Below are 18,211 nucleotides of genomic sequence, written 5' to 3'. Positions count from 1 at the left end.
TTATGCCGCCGGGCTTAATGACTACTGGCCTTCAAAGCCGTAATACTGCACCGGATAGCGCTGACCGTTGATCTCCAGATCGCGCCAGGGTTTGCTGACGGTTTTCGGCATACTTTCGCGCAGCGCTTTTTCGGCGTTTTGCGACAGCGTGACGCTGCCCGCCTGGCGCCACTCATTGCCCTGATGGGTATAGACCGAGATCCCGGCGTCGTTGCGGTTATAGAGCAGCACTTCCGGCGTGCCGTCGTTGTTGAGATCCTGCATCCAGATCAGGCAGGCGCTGCTATCCACCATGCAGGTGCTCAGCGTGTGATCGACATACTGCGTTTGCGCCTGCCACCAGCTCTCCGGTGGTGCTTCGCTGCCCGCGCGCAGCGGGATGCTTTTCTGCAACGCGTTGATGTCTTTCTTCGTGCCTTCGTGATAGCCGCCGAGGATTTGCATCAGCATCGCTTGCTGCTGCACCGGATCTTTAAGCCACTGCGGATGCGCCTTCAGCATCTGTAACGCCGCTTTGCCCCGACGTCCCGCGTGGCTGAACATGTAAAGATCCTCCCCATCCGCTTTGGCTTTGCCCTCAGCGTATCGCGCCAGCTGAGTGTCAACGGTGATACGCAGCGGATCGACAACCGGCGTATGCAACAAAAACCAGCCGCAGGCTGTTAGTGCCAGCATCAGAACGATAAAGCTGCTCATGTTAGCCGCGCCCTGCGTCCAGGCCCGGCGCTGATAGCTCACCAGCAGCAACGACCCGATCAACGCGAGAAGCGTGAGAGCCACGCCGTAAACGCGATCCACCGTCCAGCCATATTCGGCGATGCGCAGCCACAGCGCCCAGCCCGCCAGTACGGCGAGCAGCGGCGTGATCCCCTGCGCCACCAGCACCAGACGCGCAACCATCCGTGACCAGCGCGAAGCAGCTGGCGCTTTTTCGCCAACCATGGCGCTGAACGCCAGCATCAGCAGCGTCATGGTCAGCAGCAGTGTCGCGGCGGAGACAGAGGCCGGGATAATCGCCAGCCCGGTAAAGGGCAGACAGGCCAGAAACAGCAGAGAGATAACCGCATGTAGCGGCAGCAGCACGCTGACCGCGAGCGTCAGCAGATTACGAAACAGCCCGGCAGCGCCAGGCAGGCGTCGGCAAAAAACGATGCCAGCGGCGATGGCAGCACCCGTCGCCATCGCCGGGAAAAAAGGGTTATCAAAAAAGAGGTGCTCGAACAGCGTGATGCCAATCATGCTGAAGAGTTTGCTCCACAGCAGCAGCACCAGCCAGAAAAGCCCGGTCATTACTGCGGTCACGCCCAGGGTGAAGGTGTTGTTCCAGAGCGCGCCGGTGATAAAAGCATGTTTATCCGCTTTCTGCCCGGACGGCGTGCAGAACGCCGCCAGAAACGGCATCACCAGAGTAAGCAGAAATATCGATGCACCGAAGTTTGTGCCATGAAAATCATCGTTCGGCAGCCCGGGAAAGTTCCAGCGCAGCCAGCCGGTCATCAGCGCGATACAAGGCTGCGTCAGCAGTGCGCAGAGCCACGGCTTAACGTCTTTGACGCGATAAAGCGTGAAGGCGAGCACGCTGGCAAATGCAATGGCAAGCGGCGACAGATAAAACGCGTAGTCGTGATCGTCGATGAGCCCGCCGGACAACGCACACACTAATCCAGCGAGCGTGCCAATGGCGATAATCACCCACCTGGTCTTTGCCGGAAAATCCTCTTTTTGTAACATCGCGACTCCTTTGCTGTTTGGCTATGTGAAACGTAGTTATACGCTTCTTTTTTCTTCAAAAACCACTACGGGTTTTTGCTGGCCCTTTTCTTGCTCTGCTTTGTACGGCGCACGCTCAGGCATTGTCCATGCTGAGATGGGGAGCGCAATCACTTGTTTGGGTGGGAATTAAAATTTGCGCCCACTCTTCGTTTTTTTTCAGACTTATTTCATGCGTGTCGTTTGATACAGAGGCAGGCGTAACGTTTTTCTTCACTACATTGATTTCGTTCTATCGATATAGTTGAGGGAACTGGCACTCTAAGCCCGACTGCAAACGGAGTGCGAAGGAAGAGATATGAAAAAACTAAAAAGAGCGTCAATGCTTATTCTGCTGGTCATCATTGGCTTTGTGCTGATTGATTGCAGCATGCAGAAAGTTGCTGAGCGCCACGAAGGTTATACCGAGGCAAACCTGTGGGCCTATTATCTCTACACCGATAGCGACATTCGCCATGCGCCGAGAGCCTCTGAGAAATATCACTTCACCTTCACCGCCGAGGATGGCACTCAGCCCAGGGACAGCAGCATTGTTTATGGCCCAGGTGCTGACATAACCGTCATCAGAAATTATTTAACCTCACTGGGATACGCCAGCGTAAAGCGCGAAGGCCTGCTGGAAAGTTGGCAGCGCAAAGGGGAAAACACGCCCTACTTTGTTATTACCCGGGATCCGCAAACACGGACGCTGACGCTGACTCGCTCCAGTTTTTAAACAGGCTTTTCTCTTACCGCGCCATTTACTCCGGGCACTTACCGATAAGTTAAGGTAAATGTCGCTGTTGCACTGGCGACACCTGCGCTGACGCGGGGTGCGGTCTGGTAGTAGCGCGCTTTAAACTGGACGGTCTCGGTGCCGCCGCCGGGCGAGATGTAGTAAATCCTGCGCTGCCCAAAGCGCACCGCCCGATCGTCGGGGGCAAAATAGAGCTGCACACCGACGCCCGTTGCCGCGATATCGCCAGGCGCGCTGTCCAGCTTCATCACGCCCGGCACGTTTGAGGGATCCTGTTCCGCATCGACCTGGACGTAGATACGGGCGTCTTTATCGCACTCCAGCTCAATCCAGAAATCTTTCCATTCGGTATAGGCGCCGGGGCCATAAAAGTTCGATTTTTCATGGTCGCCCAGCAGCACATAGAGCTCCGGTGTCAGGATCGTGCAGGCCGTGGTGGTAACCGTGTTGGTGCCGCCCAGCATGACATTGGCAAAATAGAAGCGGCTGGCGATTGAGGCGCGCGCCAGCACGCCCGGGGTCAATGTTCCCGGCGTGATCGCGCCGGTTTTGATTAATTCCGCTTTCATACCGGCACCGATATAAACACTGGTATTCGGCGGTACGCGCTGATCGTAAGGCAGCTGTTTTCGGGATCCGATATTGGTTAAGCGAATCCCCACACCGGGCACATTCGTTGCATAAATTCTGTTTCCGATGGCGCTCTGAGTGCGCCACTGGTTCATCTCCCAGCGGTAAATCCAGCTCTCATTGCATCCGGCGATGTTGTTCCCGCCGTTATAGGCACTCGTAACTGCCGTCGCAATCACGATACCGACCGGCGTATCACGTTGTACCGAGACGTTGCCGAAGCTGATGGCATTGCCGATCTCACCCGCCAGATTACTGGCAAAACCGCAGGCGGCCTTCGCGCCGCCGGAGAGGGACCAGAGCACCAGCAGGCCGGAGAGTGATTTTACGAACCGCGTCATGCCAGGCACTCCTGTTCTGTTTCAATTACCGGGCTGTTGCCGACGTTGTCCGGCAGGCGAAAATGGACTTCACACTGCTGATCCGCGTTCCATTTCACTTTGAGTTTTCCTTCCTCCGGCACGCCCGCGAGATAGACCACGCCGTCATCGCCGACGATCCCGCTGCTCCCCTCTTTAAGCGTTGCCTGAGCGCCGAACGGCACCGGCCGCCCCAGATAAGAGAGCTTCATCAGCACGCGCCACCCGACACGGGTATTGAAGTTCGCCACCACCACGGCGCCGTTTGTCGGGGTAACGGTTTGCACTGCGCTATCGATATCCACCTCATCGCCAAGGGTCGTGGTATCCAGCACCACGCGGTTTTTCCGGTACGGCGTGACATAGGGCACCACCGCATAGCCACGCCGGTCGGTGTAGAGACCGGTGTTGTTCTGCACTTTCGCATCACGAGCGCCCGGCGCTTGCAGCACGGCCAGCGCCTGGCCCAGCGGTTGTGAGAGGGTTATGCCGTGCGGATGGGCAACTACGCCGCCTTTCAGGCCGTAGTTAATCTGTTGATAGTGCGCGTCATAGTTGTAGCCGCCGCTTATCTCCCCCTGCCCGCCTTTGTAACCGGCGCTGAGACTCCCCGCGCTACCCGCACCGTGATAACTGTGGCTCTGCTGGATGCTGTAGCTCAGGTTGTTGTCGGCAAGCGTCGTGCCGCTGAGCCCCACCTGCTGGCGGGTATTGCCGTGCCGGGCGCTGTTCAGGCTGTAGCTCGCCCACGCGTTGGGCAGAAAACGGCTGAGCGGCACCTGAACGCTGAACGCCAGTTGCTGTTCCGCAGGCTGGGCGCGAGCCGGATAGGTGTTATAGCTGTAGGCGAGGTTGTAACTGATACCATTGAAGTTACTGCTCCAGCCAGCGCTAAGCGTGCGTTCGTAGCCCTCCTCCTGCCAGAAACTCTGCTGATAGCCAGAGAGATAAAGCGAGCCGTAATCGCCCACGCTCTGGCTGAGATCGAGCTGAAGCTTTTGCCGCTTATTGCTGCCCTCCACGCGCCGATCGTTCGCCTCCTGAAAGGTGTAAAATCCGGCGGTGGAGTAGCGGTACGCCGCAAGGGTGAAGCGGGTATCGGTGGCCTGAAAATCCTTTGCATATTGCAGCCGGTAGGAGTGGCCGTGGTGAGCGTCGTTGCGGTTCAGCGTGCTCTGGGCAACCGACATATCGGCAGACAGGGAGCCAAGATCGCCAAGCCCAAAACCGAGCCCTGCCGCTCCGGCGTGGTAATTTTGCGCTGCGATCGCACCGCCAAAAAGCGTAACGGCGCGCGGCAAGCCGTAGATGGCCGTCGCCTGGCCAAAAGTGGGCTCATCGCTGGTTCTGTTACCGCTGCGATACTTCCCGGCAGTCAAAGCATATTTCAGGCGACCTTCGCGCTGCATAATCGGCACCGCCGAGAAGGGCTGGACAAAGGTGTGCTCGCTGCCGTCCGCCTCTTTGATGGTGACGGTGAGATCGCCGCTGCCGGAGGTGGGATAGAGATCGCGAATAACAAACGCCCCGGGCGCGACGTAGCTCTGGTAGATGATGTAATCATTCTGCCTGATCGTTACCTGCGCACTGGAACGGGCGATGCCGCGGATCACCGGGGCAAAGCCGCGCAGGCTGTCCGGCAGCATGTTGTCGTCAGAAGCGAGCTGCGCGCCGCGAAACTGCACGCTGTCGAAGATCTCCGAGGTCGTGTAGCTGTCGCCAAGAGTCAGCTGCCCCTTCAGCCCTTTGATGTTGCGTTGCAGGTAGGTGTTAATCGACGCCCAGCGGCTGCCGTGGTCGCTGGCGTAATGCCCGGTCGAGTCATTACGCAGCCGCCACGCCCCAAGGTTCACCCCGCTTTGCAGGCTGGCATAGTAGCTGTCGCGCGAACCTTTACCCACATCAAGCCAGCGATGGCTGCCGCTGAGGTTATAGTTCAGCAGCGCGGCGGTCACTCCCTCGTCCCACTCGGCGGGATCGACATCGCCTCTGGCGCGCGCATCCATCGCCGCCTGCGGCAGGCTGACGTTTAGCCTTAACTGGCTGAACCGCAGTTCGGCAGCGGCCATCGGGATGTAATGGCCGATATCCTCAAGCGGTGCCTCTGGCGACAGCGCCGCCAGTTCGGGAAATGCATCGATTTTCACTCCCCAGCCTCGCAGCATCGCGGGCGTGATCTGCGCATGCAGTCGCTCGTCTGTGCCCACGATAAAGGCAATATCCTGCGCCTCCCCCTGCTTTTCGCCATTCACATAGACGGTGACGCGGTAGGTGCCCGGCAACTGACCGTCCGGTTCAGCAAAGAAGGCGAGATCGGCCACCGGCTGGCCCGGGTTATCAAGCTCCAGCGCATGAAGATTAAACATCTCGCGCGCGTCCGCATGGCGCAGGTAGCCGGGCAGCAGCAGCACTATCGGCACCAGCGCCGGTAAAAACGCCCGCTGCCGCGAAGTCGGCATTTTCATTACCTTCCCCTCAGAGCGGCCGATGTTCAACCCGGCTGACGCCGCCGTAATCGCTGATCGCCTGCCAGCTGACGCGCGATACTGCCGCTGAGGGCAGCGTAAAGCTGGCGTTGCCCAGGGGCGGCACCATATCAACGTCCTTAACCTCTTTTCCGTCCACTTTCAGGGTGAAGAGCGTGACGTAATAGGGCGTGGGATTAGTGACGGTCAGGCGATTGCCGCGATGCGTGAACAACAGCTTGCAGTAAGCGCTTCCAGGCTCGCCCGGCAGCCCGCCGGGGCGGTAGAAAAGCTTGATGCGCGATTTGATCACCACCTGCAGCATGTTGCTGCGCGCAACGCTGTCATCCATGGCGGGAATCGATTTAACGTTCAGCCAGAACACCGATTCGTGATCCTGCGCCAGCCCGCCGCCGGTGCGGATGATGCGCAGCAGGTTCTCGTCATCCGCGTTGATGCGAAACAGCGGCGGCGTGACGATAAAGGGCGCTTTGCGACCCTGCTCACCGCTATCAACCCAGCTCTGCACCAGATAGACATTCGATTTATCCGGGTTGCGGACGGAGAGCGAGGCCTCTTTTTTATCACCGTTATAAATAACACGCGTTCCACCAATCACGATCCCTGCCTCTGCCGGCCCGCCTGGCAAAGCCAGCAGCAACGCCAGCACAACATGCAGATGCCTGTTCATCTTCTTCTCTCCGGACACCATCCTTGTTATGCGGAGATACACCGTTAATGTGTATCTCCGCGTCAGTCGGGCGTTAGCGGTAGTTCAGGGTGAACTGTGAGGTGGCGTTAGCCGTACCGGTGGTAACCGTCGTGCCGGTCGAGACATAGCGGGCGGTGAAGTCCAGCGTATTGCTGCCTTCATCGAGGGTGTAGTCGCCCGAGGCCGAGTAGAGCGGAATGGCGGAGCCATTTTTATCCGCGATTTCGATCCCGACGCCGCTCGCAACGTTACTTCCGCTGTCCAGCGACAGCAGGCGCTGATTAACGGCATGCGCGGTGCCGTCGAATTTTACTTTCAGCGCGGTGACGGTGTCGGGGCAATCATTGAGCGTAATGCTGAAGTGTGTCGGAGCCGCTTTCAGCCCGGCAGAGCCGTTGAGCGTCGTCACGGAGACTTTGCCTAAATCAACGTTCATGCTTTGCGAGCCGCTGTCGACCACGCAGGTCTGGTCGGTGATGCTGCCGGTGAAGTAGATGGTGCCGTCTGCGGCCTGCGCCGTGCCGGCAAGCCCTACCCAGACGATAAAAGCCGTGTTTGCTAACCGCATTTTCATTTTCTTCTCCTTGATAAAAATGACGCAGAGCCATGCCCTGCTCTACAACGGCGGCGAAAAAATCTGCTTCAGACTTTCCCGTTAGTGCCAGAGTGGTGAGTTCAGCGGAAGATTTTTAAAAACTGAGAAAGGCAGCATAAAACGTCAGGGAACGCGCTTTTTGGCAAGATAAGAGAGATAAAATAACGGAACGTTGAGAAGATAACACTGGCAACGTGAACAACTGGATCATGTTGCCAGTAAAGGTTAATGCATTATTACGACGTGCTTGCAAAAAATAACGATTTAAAAACAGCAAGATAACGTCTTGCCTGAAGAGGCATCAGAAAAATTTTGACTCTACCCTAAATTTTTCTGATACTACTTTGCGTTTTGGCACTAAATGGTTGATTTTGCGAAACATCTCCCCAGACATTCAAAAACCGCTGCGTGTTGGTGGCCGTATAGATCACCGTATGCCGGATGTTCCGGTGCCCGAGATAATCCTGTATCAGACGCGTATCACGCCCCAAATCTGCCAGCGCGTAACCGCACCCGTGCCGCAACATGTGCGGATGAGCGGAGATGCTGATTCCCCCCAGTTCGCCATAGCGTTTAAGCAGCAACCTCACCTGATGGCGCGAGAGCGGTCCGCCTTTTTGCGAGAGGAAGAGCCAGTCGCTGTCCGAATCCCGCCAGCGGCGACGCTCGTTCAGCCAGCGCGTCAGCGCAGGCAGTTCGGTGTCGAACAGCGGATGCTGCGTGGAGAGGCTGTTTTTGAGCCGCCGGACGTAAACCGACCGCCCGACCAGATCGATATCGGACAAGCGCATATCGCACAGTTCGCTGACGCGCAGCCCATGTAAAAAACACATCTGGATGAGGCAGTAATCCCGCGCAAAATGCAGCCCCCGGTCTGTAGCCAGCAATATTTGCCTCACCTCGTGGCGAGTCAGGTGTTTTCTCTTAACTGACATTGTCTTACTCCTTACTTAAAAAAGGGGAATAAAATCAGGCCAGTACCGTGAATGTAGCCGGCCTGAATCCAGCGACAGGATAGCATTTTGCAAAGGGGGAGTTGGGGAGGAATTTTTTAATGGGGGGTTATTTGGCTGGGGGATAAATTCTTCACAATGGGAGGGCATCAGAAACGCTCCCCGCATTATTTATACTTTTTAGCAGAAGAAGTATTTAAATTAGGGCTTCTCTACCAACGATACAATGACGGTTTCTGGCTTCGATACAACACCAACCGAGACAGAGGTTTTGGGGTCAGCGCCTTGCCAGCACTCCCCTTCAATATCGCAGACGCCAAGACGCTTATATCCATTTTCTTCAAGATAGGTCTTTATTCTGCTCGCATCTGTGGTACCCGAAAATGTCACATCGTAAATAAGCAGATCCGGGCCAGTGACATTGGAATACCCGAACCGATAATTTTCAGACACGCGCGGAATTTTCTTTAACAGTTCTGGGGTGAAAAATTCGTACTCCCGTTTATCCTGCTCCGTATAGTTAGCGCTTTCAGCAAAATCCATTTTGACGTAGGGCCATGCGTAAACCAGGCCTGCGGCGATGATGGCAATCGTTGCGAGTAAAATTTTCGTAGAGGTTTTCATATTATCGGTGCGCCCTTTCCTGATTGCATAAAGCTTCCATTAATGGTTGATATAGCTACGTTGCCTGAGTTCCAGTCAGTATAAGGCTGAATGGTTTGCATGAAAGCAGGTAAATGGCCGTGATGCGGGCTGGCATTGGGGAAGCGTTCAGGGTGCGGGTAACGGACCTTCTGGTTGAAATGACCGCCTCCTGACAATGAAACGCTCCCGTTTTTTTGCCGGGAGCGTGTTTCCATTCAGGCGACTTTCTGTTTACCGGAAATCACGCCTATAAACTCCTGCACCTGCTTCTGTTTCCGCGCTGAAAGCTTGCACGCCTGGCGCAGCGACCGCATCAGTTCGCTCTCTTCGGGTGCGGCTTTTCGGGCGGTGAGCACAATGCAGCCTTCCATTACTTTCACATCGACTCCCGTACCGCTGTTAAATCCGGCGGCTTCCAGCCACTGCCCTTTCATAATAATGGCGGGAATACGGCTGTAATCCGGATAGCGGCTCGCATAAGTTACGGTCAGTTGACGGTTATTTGCCGGGGAGACTTCTGGTTCAAACGGTTGTGCAATAGAATGCGTGTCAGTCATGATTGCTATTCTCTCGAAATAGTGATTGTGATGAGCGGTGCGGGTGTGTTGCAGCACATCCGCATCGCGCTAAAAACCTGTACATATCACCAATAAAGAGAAATAAAGTCCAGATAAAAACAGGATAAAATAAGAAGCTTCTGAATCCATTTAAATATAAATATTTAGGCTTTATTTTTGAGAAATAATAAAAAGCGCATCTAAAAGACGCGCTGAAAATAATTTATTAATTAAGGATTTCATTCCTACTGAATAGAGCGTCCAGAATGAGTTTTTTCCGCCAGACCTGGTTTTACACCCACAAGGCAATCCTCTCGAAATTCTAATATTCACTACGGCTGTATTGTTTCAGCTGCAGGTGACCATTTTCACTCTTCTCCAGCGAGAACCGCGCGGCAAACAACTTACCCGGCCCGGTTTGCGGGTTTGTTAACTTATAATAAGCCGCATACCTGTCACCCGACTTGAACTGAAAATCAAACGTGGGCAGGCATTGACCCTGAACAACCGGGAGCTGCTGATCAGGCTGACCAAAGGTTTTGTATACCTCACGACCTGATCCAGTACCAAACTGCACAGAGAAAATTTTTTCGCCCGCCATGGCCGGAACGGTGATGCACACCTGATTGCCGACCAATCGGGCTTGTGCGGGGTACTCTTGAGGAACAGGATCCATGGGCCCTGGGCAGCCGGTGAGCAGAAATACAGCCGCGATTAAAATGAATTTATTCATCGTCTACCCTCGCCCATAAATGATTTTTTCATAGAGTGCAGGAACATCTTTTAAATGGTCTATGCCCCGGTAATTACCCATCAGTTCCTTTCCTTGATTATCACGCCATGTCCTCATTCCGTAGACCGTTAACAGCCAGTAGTCCGCGATGATAGATGCCTGCCTTTCGAGGCTATAATCCGTAAGCTTCTCTTTATCGAGCCTGTAAGTATAATCAGCAGCCCAGCTAAAAGAACCACGCAATCTTACCCATCGACCGGTCTGGTGCTGCCAGACGTGCGCCAATTCATGAATGAATAAATGCTTCAAATCAATAGATACTGATGCTTTTGAGTAGTCCGCAACATACTTCTCTTTTCTTAACCACAGTTCACCATTGGGTGTCATCGCAAACTGTGGATGCTGCCACCCAAAAGGTAAATAGCTATCGCAGTGTATCCATACCCGGCTATACACAATCGAATCACCATAGATCCTTCGGGCCATAGCTATCTCACCGGGAGTCATTAGGCGCAACGTCCCTTCTTCTGGTTGCATATCTATTGCTGACATAATTAAGTCCTTTTAAACCATGAGAGGTACGGATTTTATTGAGGGCTATTAGAATTGTCCAGACTACAACGTTCAATATAAAAAACACAGAAAAGAAGGATAAATATTTATAATATCGCGAAAGCTATTGCTTAATAGTCAAAAAAAATAAGAAGCAATTTAAATAAGCATAATACTCCTTACTTGTTTTATTATTATATATTCATAAGAATTTATCGAACAGAGATACTCACTCAGATTTGTACACGTCAGTTAACTGCTGTTGAGTGAATCAGGTGGCTTAGGTTGACTAAAAAGCTCAGAAAGCATTGCGGATGACGAATTACAGGAAAATCAAAATGCTATTAGGCCAATTTTTTTCATCCTTTAGTGCAAATCAGAGCTCAAAAAAACAACCAATTAATATTCAACAAAAAAGTAGATTATTTATCAATGCCCACAATTGCTCGTCAGCGCTCAAAAGATATAATCCAAGTATAAGCTTCACATTATCCTTAATTTTTACTTGACTATTTAATCCTTAAGTGTAATGAATGGAGCAATAGGATTATTCTTACTTTATAGATTAGGGTCGACAAATGCGCATATCAAAAAAATTTTCTCTAGGAAAAACTCAGTATGAACTTGATTTTGTAGATATAAACATCAATAGGGATTTACCTCTCTTTATTGATCCTTACTTTTTATCAATTAGAAAAGATAGATGGTCATCCGATGCTTCAAGAACTTTAAAAAGCTTTTTCGAAACCTTTATCAGACTCATACGCGCCCAAAAAGAAGATGAGGCTCGAGCCTTATTTTCATATCTTCATGAACCCAACGAAACTCGGCTAGGCCTTTCGCGTGGTAAACCTCGTGGTAATGGTATGGGAGATGGAGATGCCGACAAGCTATTTGAAAGTATAAAGACAAGTAAAGCCGTAAACTCAGGACTGGTGGAGGATCTGGAAGATTTTAAATTTTTTATTCCCGGAATAGGGAAGGATAAAATTTCAGATATGTCTACAAATATAATCAGAAGACACCTTCTGGATTATACAAAAGCGCAATGTGTACTCTGGAATATACCATTAACTAAAAATATAAATGTAGGTCACTGGTGGGATAGAAAATCCAGCAAATGGATTACACATCACGACGATGCTCTTGTCATAAGCAATAAATTAATACTACTAGTTCCAAAGGGTGTAGTATCCTTTAGTAAAAATACGACTGCAGATAAATATTTTAATAAATTTGTTTTGGAATTCTTGCAAAATGAACATTTACGCATTAACTCAAACTTTGTAAAGTATAAATCTGATGGCACCCCCTATGTCACAAAAAAAGATCTTAAGGAAAAGGCGGTGACATACTCAAAAGAATACCTTCTTGAATTTTCAGAAAAACATCCAAGTGTTTTTAACGATTATAAAGACTGGATAAAAAAGACATCTACATCTTTGCAAAATGAAGAAATAATTGAAGATTTAGACAGAGTTAAAATTGTCGATTATCTTTCAGATAAGCTAACCAACACAATACCTGGTAATGAGAACGCATCTGTTTATCACCGATTGACTGTGGGCATACTTGAGCTTTTATTATACCCCAACATCTCTGCACCAAGTGTAGAACATGAAGTAAATTCAGGAAGAAAAAGAATTGATATTCTTTTTGAGAACTCAGCAGAAAATGGTTTCTTCTACAATCTCCATATGATCCACAAACACCCATGTGGATATATTCCAGTTGAGTGTAAAAACTACAAAAAGGACATTACAAATCCAGAATTAGATCAACTCTCAGGTCGATTCTCACCCAATAAAGGGAAATTCGGATTACTATTATGTAGAGAGATAAAAAATGAAGACCTTTTTCTAGAGCGTTGCGCAGACAATTTAAAAGATGACCGTGGTTTAATTATACCTATCACTGACCTAGATTTATTGTCATCATTGAATAAATATAAGCTTGGCGAGGCTAAATATCTTGAGGAGATATTATCCGATAAAATGAAGAAAATCACCTATAAATAGGGAGCTACAGTAATTCGAACCGATTCATATAGCTATCAATTTTAGTAAGAAGATATAATTTATTTGTAGCCTCTACGCAATACGATCCCCATCTCGCCTGCCCGGTTTATGCTGCTGCATAAACCGGGAAAAGTCTGGCCGAATAAGGGCTGACGGGGTGTCTGTAGACCGGCATTCTCCATGCAAATCTATTCACCTTATACATCCATGACTTATTCCAAACTATGCTGGCCTGAAAAAGGGCGCTAAAAAATAAACACCAAATATAAAAAAGGCACTTTTTTCAGCCGTCCTTTTGGCTAGTGGAGAGTGCGTAAGGACGAGCCATAGCGCTCCAGCCTCTGCCGTTCTTTAACCGGCTCTAGGGTTCTGCAGAAATCAGTTCGAGCTGCATAAGGTCAGGCTGTGCCGCAAATACTAGAAGAAATACGAATAGAGCTACTGAAGCGTGAACGTATAAAGAAAAAGGTCTCTGGAACATGGGAAGAGGCACGCAGCGATATTATGATTCCGTGGAAATTTTTATAATAATAAACGTTGGCATGATTCGTGTGCTCAGATGCCATCGACGGAATATGAAAATCAATATTATCAATGGCTCGGAAGTATCTAGATTAACCGTCGTGATTCAATATTATTTTTATTACGTTCAAACTATAAATAGAGGTGATCTCCCATATAATTAAATTACATTTAATATTTGGCATTAATGACTGAATATAAAAACAGTGTAAATGCATACAGTTCAAAAAAAGAACAAATGATGTTAGCATTAAGCAAATTCTAACGTTAATCTTACTCCTTAAGGCAATGGATGATATGCGAATAGGGATTTTAAAAGCTGGTAAGGGAGACTCGCTTCTGTTGTCATGGGAGGGGAACCACATGCTCATTGATAGCGGTACTCCTTCGACTTTAAGGAAGAACCGTAATCCTTCTTTGCCTCCAATCAAAGATATCGAGTTTTGCTTAATTACGCACATCGATTATGATCATATCGGTGGATTTTTAGATTTTTTATCCAAAGCTAAAAGAAACGATCTACATCCAGATTTTCTTTTTTTTGGAAACACATTAGATCTAATACGATATAAAGACAATGATGAAGTCGGTTTTCGCCACGGCTCTGCACTATCCGTCCTAATATCTATACTAAATTTAAAATGTAAGCCTCTATTTTCCGGTGATGTGTTATCTTTAAAAAACATTAAAGTTACCATTTTATCGCCAACATTAGAACATATTTATATATTAAAAGAAAAATGGATTGAAATAGAGAATGAATTAAATAAAAAATATTATAGTGACGAATTTGTATCGCTGCAAAAAAAGAAACTCAACATTGATATTCGAGTAGCACAAAATGATTTAGTAAAAAAGCCAGTTAATGATTTATTAAACTCAACTTCTATAGCATGTCTTATTGAATATAAGAATAAAAAAGCCTTAATGTTAGGGGATGCTCACCCTGAAATAATTTCAAGACAGTTAAAAACTTTACTCAAAAACCAAAAGATTCAAAAAATAGATATTGATGTTGTAAAAATATCTCATCATGGCAGTAAACATAATACAACTTTAGAATTATTAAGTTTAATTAATTGTAATAGATATATTATTTCTACCGACGGTAGTCGTCCTTATAATCATCCTGATATAGAGACAATAAACAAGATTATCATTAATGCTATTAATGTTGGATTTCCCAAAATTTATTTTTATTTTAATTACCATTACGCATCGGAATTCGAAATAATAAATGAAGCAGATTTTGATATTGAAATTTGCAAAATTGTCACGAATGAGATAATTTTATGACTTGCTATCAGATCAATAATCTATGCAGAGTAACAGCATTTGTTTATATATCAGGTGATTTTATCGGGTGTGCTGTTATTTTTAAAAAAAATAATGAAATCATGCTAGCAACAGCATTTCATGTTCTTGAACCATTAGCTTATAACCTTTCTGAGAATAGACATTTAATACAAATCGTAGATGAAAAAAAACGAATATATAAAGTTAATGAACTACGCGGCAATGTTAGTGAAAGCAAGAAGCGTGATGTTGCACTTCTTATTTTAGATGGGGAAGCTGATAGCCTTGAAGAGATATTTTTTTTAAATCCACTTTCCTCTCCAAGTATGGAATTAATTTCCAGGTGCCGAAGTCGCCTTAATAATCATCCTACTTCGTTATACTCAAAAGAACAAATAGAAAGGTTTGACGATTTTTATTATTATATAAATATTGATAAAAATATTATGGAAGACTCTTCTGGCCGTTGGGGAGCTAGCGCTCTACAAGGAATATCGGGAGCGGGTGTATTTGTTAAAATTCATCAACAATTAGTATTAGTAGGTATCATATCCTCCATTCCGGATGATGGTTTATTTGGGAAAATTAGATGTAGTAACGCCTCCTGTTTTATTGATATTCACGATTCATTAAAAACAAATGACAATAATGATTATAATTACGGTAGCGCAATATTAAAAGAATCTTTACTCATGCTAAAGGACGAAAATATAGACTCAGTCATACATGAATGGGAAAGTTCAGAAGAGAATAAAAAATACAAAAACAATATAGATAGAAAAATAAGCATATTGCATGCTGCAAATAAAATTGAGCAAGAAAAGAAAAAAATAATACTTAACTTACTTTCAGGGAATGATTTCTCTCGAGTGAGGATGAGTAACAATCCAAATATTGAAACTAGCTACTCTACAGCACACCAAGTATTCTGTGGAGAGGATATGACCTTATACGTTAATAACCGTTCAGAGGCAAATAAAGGTTATCAAGGTATCAAGCTTGATTATTTAAATATTTTGTCCGATAGCCTATCCCCTCACGGCTTAAAAAAAGATGAAATCCGATTATTGCGCAACAAAGATATTGCTTTTTGGCTCGCTAATTGTGATTTGGATTTTTTGGAGGATGAATCATGATTGAAATCAAATTAAATAAGAGAAGAGTTTTAGCTAGCAGCTCTAATTCAAATGAGATATATTCTTCAATAGTATTATTTACTATTTATTATGCTCTAAAAGGAAGAACTAAATCTGTCAATTTAGAATATATAAGCTTTGCTTTCGATAACATCATAAACAATACCAATAACTTAGATTATGATTATGTTCAGCTTTGGAATGTAAATAGTTTAATCAAGCCAATAATATTATTATTATACACTTATGAATTACTCGATATTGATTATAAAAACAGTAAAATGGCGATAAAAATAACTTATAATGGGATTTTATATGTTGAAGAAATGATTAATGAAGAATTATTCAATGATATCAACACATCAGCCAGAGAACTAACCAAAAAACTGACAATTAAAAAACTACAAAACAACAAGCTGCTTTGGTAATCTTATGAAAATAAATAGTATAAACCTTCACGTTAGAGTTTTTGGTTCAGTAGAAGAATATGGTTTTTCATATAACTTTGATTCTGGATTGAATATTATTACTGGGCATAACTCTAGTGGTAAATCAACCATTATTTCTTGTATCTATTATTGCTTAGGTATGGAACAGTTGCTTGGGGGAAATCGTAACCTAATACTTGATAAAAGCATAACTAGAGAATTTGATTATAATGGAAAAACTTATAACATTATTGAGTCTGAAGCAGAATTAAAAATCAGTCACAATAATAGAGTTGCGACTTTAAAAAGATATATAAAAAACAATTTTGATGAAAATAAAAATAAAATAATAATTAACGAGGATGGAAATACTAGATCATATTTAGTCCACACTCAAGGAGATCATGATAGGACCTCAGGTTTTTATAAATGGCTAACTCTTTTTTTAGGGATAGATTTACCTAAAACCTACAGTGAAAATACCGATCAGGTAAAGCATTTATACTTACAAAACATATTTCCTTGTGCTTTAATTGAACAAACGAAAGGTTGGTCTGATTTCTTTGCTCAAATGCCTAATTTCGGAATCAAAGATGCTAAACAAAAATTAATAGAATTCCTCTTAAACTTAGAGAGTTTAGAGAATGAATTCAAAAAGGATATACTTGTTCAAGAAGAAAAAAATATTAAATCGTTGTGGGAAAAAAAATACGAAAGAATTGATGGATTAGCCTCTGAAAAAGGTTTCATCTTAAAAGGGATCAATAATGATATCCATAGTAATGATTTAAAAATATTTCGATGTCATCATTGAGTAAAATATCAGCTGATAAAAAAGAATGGATCACGCTTGAAAAAGAATTAACTGAGCTAGATAATGAACTAACATTAACTATAAAAAAAATCAAAGAAAAAAAATCTTCTCTAACACCAGAACTAATCAAAAATGCGCAGGGAAAATTACAATCAGAAATTTCATTAATAAACCGGCAACTTAGAACATTAAATATAGAAAGGATCGCAGAAAAACAGAAAATAAATGAATATAAAGAATCAATAAATAAATTAGATATTGAGATCGATAGGTTAGATAGTGCTTTAAAGTTAGATGCATTTCTACCTGAAGATAAAGCATCTTCTTTATGTCCACTTTGTGATCACAAACTTGATGTTGAATCAAGGCTAAATGTTACAAATTCAAAAATGAACTTTAGAGATTCTATAGCTTTTCTCAAAAGCCAAAGAAATCTTTACATGTCTTATATTAGTAAACACAATGAACTAGATTCTAAGTTCGATAACATTAGTACTTATTTGGTAAACGAAATTTCCCTGAAGAAAAATGAAATAAAAAACCTTAGAAAGGATATTTCTTCTTTTGAAGACTCGACACTACGAACTGATATATTAAACGAACTAACTATATCTCAAAAAATAGAACAGTATAAAAAACTACTCCATTCATTCAAAGCCATAAAGGCAGATCTTAAAGATCTAGCAGTAGAGTTTACTAAATTAAAAGAAGATAAATCTTCACTTAGATCATCAGACGAAAGAGATAACATCAAGATAGCCTTCTTTTTAGAAAAATTTAAAATACTGCTAGGCCCTGAGTATTTCAATTATACTAGCAATCATATTTATCATATTGCCATTCAAAATAAACCTCCATCAAGACTACTTCCTGTAGTGATTACTGGCCGCGATACTCAAACAATAAGACTCAGTTCTTCAGCAAGTGATTTCATTCGAGCCCAATGGGCATTCTATCTAACTCTTTTAGATATTTCAGCCAATCACCCCGGTTTTTTAATACTCGATGAACCAGGCCAACACGCAATGAATGTCGAAAGCATGGTTGCTTTGCTTACATATGCTGCATCATCTAATAAACAGATAATAATGTGCATATCAAAAGACACAAAAGATAAGTCAAATACTGCAAACCTAAATAAAATATTCACAAAGTTAGAAGGGCTTCAAAAATATAAACTTATTGATATTGACCCAAATGAACAAAAATGTGTTGGTTCTAGATAAAACCACAAAATAAAATCAGATGACATCATGAAGCCATTGTTATTAATAACCATGGCTTCAGTGC

At 45.5% G+C, this 18,211-nt stretch carries 17 protein-coding genes and 1 pseudogene; 8 read left to right on the top strand and 10 right to left on the bottom strand.

Going from position 1 to position 18,211, the window contains the following annotated elements; translation table 11 throughout:
- Window positions 1–21 precede the first annotated feature (21 nt).
- Window positions 22–1,731 (bottom strand): DUF4153 domain-containing protein, encoded by a 1,710-nt coding sequence (locus ABIC80_RS11555; RefSeq protein WP_429177195.1) that lies wholly within the window; start codon window positions 1,729–1,731, stop codon window positions 22–24.
- A gap of 337 nt (window positions 1,732–2,068) precedes the next feature.
- Here ABIC80_RS11555 and ABIC80_RS11550 point away from each other — a divergent pair, with 337 nt between their 5' ends.
- Complete coding sequence (locus ABIC80_RS11550) at window positions 2,069–2,485, top strand: hypothetical protein (RefSeq protein ID WP_200134190.1); 417 nt, start codon at window positions 2,069–2,071, stop codon at window positions 2,483–2,485.
- Between the two features lie 38 nt (window positions 2,486–2,523).
- Here the strand turns inward: ABIC80_RS11550 and ABIC80_RS11545 are convergent, their stop codons facing one another.
- The 9 genes from ABIC80_RS11545 to ABIC80_RS11505 form a co-directional block, all read right to left on the bottom strand.
- Window positions 2,524–3,477, bottom strand: a complete 954-nt coding sequence (locus tag ABIC80_RS11545; protein ID WP_429177193.1) for a fimbrial protein — start codon at window positions 3,475–3,477, stop codon at window positions 2,524–2,526.
- Entirely contained in the window at window positions 3,474–5,960 is a 2,487-nt protein-coding gene (locus tag ABIC80_RS11540) for a fimbria/pilus outer membrane usher protein (protein ID WP_429177190.1), read from the bottom strand. The genes ABIC80_RS11545 and ABIC80_RS11540 overlap by 4 nt, the downstream gene beginning before the upstream one ends.
- Window positions 5,961–5,970: 10 nt before the next feature.
- Complete coding sequence (locus tag ABIC80_RS11535; RefSeq protein ID WP_429177187.1) at window positions 5,971–6,651, bottom strand: fimbrial biogenesis chaperone; 681 nt, start codon at window positions 6,649–6,651, stop codon at window positions 5,971–5,973.
- Between the two features lie 73 nt (window positions 6,652–6,724).
- On the bottom strand, window positions 6,725–7,246 hold the full coding sequence (locus ABIC80_RS11530; protein ID WP_429177184.1) for a fimbrial protein: 522 nt from the start codon (window positions 7,244–7,246) through the stop codon (window positions 6,725–6,727).
- 344 nt (window positions 7,247–7,590) lie between these two features.
- A complete protein-coding gene (locus tag ABIC80_RS11525) occupies window positions 7,591–8,202 on the bottom strand; it encodes a tyrosine-type DNA invertase (protein WP_429177181.1) in 612 nt (203 codons plus the stop codon).
- 219 nt (window positions 8,203–8,421) lie between these two features.
- Window positions 8,422–8,844, bottom strand: a complete 423-nt coding sequence (locus tag ABIC80_RS11520; RefSeq protein ID WP_429177179.1) for a hypothetical protein — start codon at window positions 8,842–8,844, stop codon at window positions 8,422–8,424.
- A gap of 236 nt (window positions 8,845–9,080) precedes the next feature.
- Entirely contained in the window at window positions 9,081–9,422 is a 342-nt protein-coding gene (gene symE, locus ABIC80_RS11515) for an endoribonuclease SymE (protein WP_277173907.1), read from the bottom strand.
- Between the two features lie 322 nt (window positions 9,423–9,744).
- Window positions 9,745–10,155: a putative T6SS immunity periplasmic lipoprotein gene (locus ABIC80_RS11510; RefSeq protein ID WP_429177176.1), complete on the bottom strand. Its 411-nt coding sequence runs from the start codon at window positions 10,153–10,155 to the stop codon at window positions 9,745–9,747.
- Window positions 10,156–10,158: 3 nt separating this feature from the next.
- On the bottom strand, window positions 10,159–10,698 hold the full coding sequence (locus tag ABIC80_RS11505; RefSeq protein ID WP_094193057.1) for a type IV secretion protein Rhs: 540 nt from the start codon (window positions 10,696–10,698) through the stop codon (window positions 10,159–10,161).
- Between the two features lie 587 nt (window positions 10,699–11,285).
- On the opposite strand from ABIC80_RS11505, the gene ABIC80_RS11500 reads away from it, so the two are divergent.
- The 7 genes and pseudogenes from ABIC80_RS11500 (at window position 11,286) to ABIC80_RS11470 (ending at window position 18,147) form a co-directional block, all read left to right on the top strand.
- Window positions 11,286–12,725 carry a hypothetical protein gene (locus ABIC80_RS11500; protein WP_429177174.1) on the top strand — a complete coding sequence of 480 codons (1,440 nt, stop codon included), beginning with the start codon at window positions 11,286–11,288 and terminating at the stop codon, window positions 12,723–12,725.
- Between the two features lie 432 nt (window positions 12,726–13,157).
- Window positions 13,158–13,338 (top strand): annotated as a pseudogene (locus tag ABIC80_RS11495) (IS3 family transposase); the annotation flags it as partial.
- Between the two features lie 197 nt (window positions 13,339–13,535).
- The gene (locus ABIC80_RS11490) at window positions 13,536–14,543 is read left to right on the top strand and encodes a ComEC/Rec2 family competence protein (protein ID WP_429177171.1); all 1,008 of its coding nucleotides are present in this window, start codon (window positions 13,536–13,538) and stop codon (window positions 14,541–14,543) included.
- Entirely contained in the window at window positions 14,540–15,679 is a 1,140-nt protein-coding gene (locus tag ABIC80_RS11485; RefSeq protein ID WP_429177169.1) for a hypothetical protein, read from the top strand. Before ABIC80_RS11490 ends, ABIC80_RS11485 begins: the two co-directional genes overlap by 4 nt.
- Complete coding sequence (locus ABIC80_RS11480) at window positions 15,676–16,107, top strand: hypothetical protein (protein WP_429177166.1); 432 nt, start codon at window positions 15,676–15,678, stop codon at window positions 16,105–16,107. The genes ABIC80_RS11485 and ABIC80_RS11480 overlap by 4 nt, the downstream gene beginning before the upstream one ends.
- A gap of 4 nt (window positions 16,108–16,111) precedes the next feature.
- Complete coding sequence (locus ABIC80_RS11475) at window positions 16,112–16,921, top strand: AAA family ATPase (RefSeq protein ID WP_429177163.1); 810 nt, start codon at window positions 16,112–16,114, stop codon at window positions 16,919–16,921.
- A complete protein-coding gene (locus ABIC80_RS11470) occupies window positions 16,909–18,147 on the top strand; it encodes a hypothetical protein (protein WP_429177160.1) in 1,239 nt (412 codons plus the stop codon). Before ABIC80_RS11475 ends, ABIC80_RS11470 begins: the two co-directional genes overlap by 13 nt.
- Window positions 18,148–18,211: the final 64 nt, after the last annotated feature.

Origin of the sequence: Kosakonia sp. 1610 (assembly GCF_050435845.1) — a bacterium.
Lineage (GTDB): Bacteria > Pseudomonadota > Gammaproteobacteria > Enterobacterales > Enterobacteriaceae > Kosakonia > Kosakonia cowanii.
This window is presented reverse-complemented; position numbering and strand designations above follow the sequence as displayed.

Coding starts and splice junctions, on each gene's coding strand:
- ABIC80_RS11485 (WP_429177169.1), top strand. CDS start 14,540: ATGACTTGCTATCAGATCAATAATCTATGCAGAGTAACAGCATTTGTT.
- symE (WP_277173907.1), bottom strand. CDS start 9,422: ATGACTGACACGCATTCTATTGCACAACCGTTTGAACCAGAAGTCTCC.
- ABIC80_RS11480 (WP_429177166.1), top strand. CDS start 15,676: ATGATTGAAATCAAATTAAATAAGAGAAGAGTTTTAGCTAGCAGCTCT.
- ABIC80_RS11470 (WP_429177160.1), top strand. CDS start 16,909: ATGTCATCATTGAGTAAAATATCAGCTGATAAAAAAGAATGGATCACG.
- ABIC80_RS11510 (WP_429177176.1), bottom strand. CDS start 10,155: ATGAATAAATTCATTTTAATCGCGGCTGTATTTCTGCTCACCGGCTGC.
- ABIC80_RS11475 (WP_429177163.1), top strand. CDS start 16,112: ATGAAAATAAATAGTATAAACCTTCACGTTAGAGTTTTTGGTTCAGTA.
- ABIC80_RS11520 (WP_429177179.1), bottom strand. CDS start 8,844: ATGAAAACCTCTACGAAAATTTTACTCGCAACGATTGCCATCATCGCC.
- ABIC80_RS11490 (WP_429177171.1), top strand. CDS start 13,536: ATGGATGATATGCGAATAGGGATTTTAAAAGCTGGTAAGGGAGACTCG.
- ABIC80_RS11550 (WP_200134190.1), top strand. CDS start 2,069: ATGAAAAAACTAAAAAGAGCGTCAATGCTTATTCTGCTGGTCATCATT.
- ABIC80_RS11535 (WP_429177187.1), bottom strand. CDS start 6,651: ATGAACAGGCATCTGCATGTTGTGCTGGCGTTGCTGCTGGCTTTGCCA.
- ABIC80_RS11530 (WP_429177184.1), bottom strand. CDS start 7,246: ATGAAAATGCGGTTAGCAAACACGGCTTTTATCGTCTGGGTAGGGCTT.
- ABIC80_RS11500 (WP_429177174.1), top strand. CDS start 11,286: ATGCGCATATCAAAAAAATTTTCTCTAGGAAAAACTCAGTATGAACTT.
- ABIC80_RS11545 (WP_429177193.1), bottom strand. CDS start 3,477: ATGACGCGGTTCGTAAAATCACTCTCCGGCCTGCTGGTGCTCTGGTCC.
- ABIC80_RS11555 (WP_429177195.1), bottom strand. CDS start 1,731: ATGTTACAAAAAGAGGATTTTCCGGCAAAGACCAGGTGGGTGATTATC.
- ABIC80_RS11540 (WP_429177190.1), bottom strand. CDS start 5,960: ATGAAAATGCCGACTTCGCGGCAGCGGGCGTTTTTACCGGCGCTGGTG.
- ABIC80_RS11525 (WP_429177181.1), bottom strand. CDS start 8,202: ATGTCAGTTAAGAGAAAACACCTGACTCGCCACGAGGTGAGGCAAATA.